Below are 1,226 nucleotides of genomic sequence, written 5' to 3'. Positions count from 1 at the left end.
GTGGCACCGGCGCAGTCGCTGGCCGTGCAGTACCGCCAGGAGCCCGATGGCGCCGGCCGCCATCCGCTGGAGGAATGGGCCGGGCTCTCCGCGCTGCTCTCCGGTCAGCCCGGCTTGGCCGGCGGCTTGGAATAGCTCCACGTCGGGTGACGTTATGGGCGTTGTGCCCAATAACGACGGCGTAAGCGCCTCCCTGCCCGACGTCCAGCCGCCTGCCGTTGCCACTGAGGCGACGGCCTCCGGCACGGGTGCCCAGGGCCGCAGGGGCCGCCGTCCGCGGAGCGAGAACAGCGCCGGGCTGGCCTTCGGGCTCGCTGCCTACGGGATCTGGGGCATTCTGCCGCTCTATTTCGCGGTGCTGGATCCGGCGGGTCCGCTGGAGATCGTGGCCAACCGGATTGTCTGGTCGCTGCTGTTCTGCCTGCTGCTGATGACCGCAATGCGCAGCTGGCGACCGTTCCTGGCCGCCATGCGCAGCGGCCGGATCCTCGGCGTGCTGACGCTGGCGGCCGCGCTGATTGCCGTCAACTGGTTCACCTACACGGTCGCCGTGCTGAGTGAACGCACCGTCGAGGCCTCGCTCGGCTACTTCATCAACCCGCTGGTCTCCGTGCTGCTCGGTGTCCTGCTGCTGAAGGAGCGGCTGCGGCCGGCGCAGTGGGCTGCGCTGGGCGTCGCCTTCGCCGCCGTCCTGGTGCTGGCGTTCGGGTACGGCAATGTGCCCTGGCTTTCCCTGGTGCTGGCCCTCAGTTTCGGCTTCTACGGGCTGGTCAAGAAGAACGTGGGCTCCAAGGTGGACGCGGTCTCCAGCCTCAGCGTCGAGACGCTGGTGCTGACCCCGCTCTCGATCGCCATCATGGCGGTGCTGATGGTCCAGGGGCAGGCCACGCTGACGGACCACGGTGCCGGGCACTTCTGGCTAATGGCGGCGGGCGGCCTGATCACCGCGCTGCCGCTGCTCTTCTTCGGCGCCGCTGCCCGCCGGCTGCCGCTGAGCACGGTCGGCATGCTGCAGTACCTGGCGCCGCTGCTGCAGTTCATCACCGCGCTGGCCGTCTTTCACGAGCCGATGCCGCCGGAGCGCTGGGCCGGTTTCGCCCTCGTCTGGCTGTCCCTGGCTATTCTGACGGCGGACATGGTGCTCGCCTACCGGAAGGCCCCGCGCCCCGCCGCCTGACCGCCGCCCCCGGCCCGCCGCCGTCGTACGTGTCCGGTGCTGCCTACAC

The 1,226-nt window shown here is 70.2% G+C and carries 1 protein-coding gene; it reads left to right on the top strand.

Annotated features, from left to right (window positions below):
• The first annotated feature begins 154 nt into the window (after positions 1 to 154).
• Positions 155 to 1,177, top strand: a complete 1,023-nt coding sequence (gene rarD, locus D477_RS20600) for an EamA family transporter RarD (protein ID WP_005275281.1) — start codon at positions 155 to 157, stop codon at positions 1,175 to 1,177.
• The last annotated feature ends 49 nt before the right edge of the window (positions 1,178 to 1,226 follow it).

Origin of the sequence: Arthrobacter crystallopoietes BAB-32 (genome assembly GCF_000328305.2) — a bacterium.
Lineage (GTDB): Bacteria > Actinomycetota > Actinomycetes > Actinomycetales > Micrococcaceae > Crystallibacter > Crystallibacter crystallopoietes_A.
The sequence above is the reverse complement of the archived record's forward strand: the minus strand, read 5'-3'. Positions and strand labels throughout refer to the sequence as shown.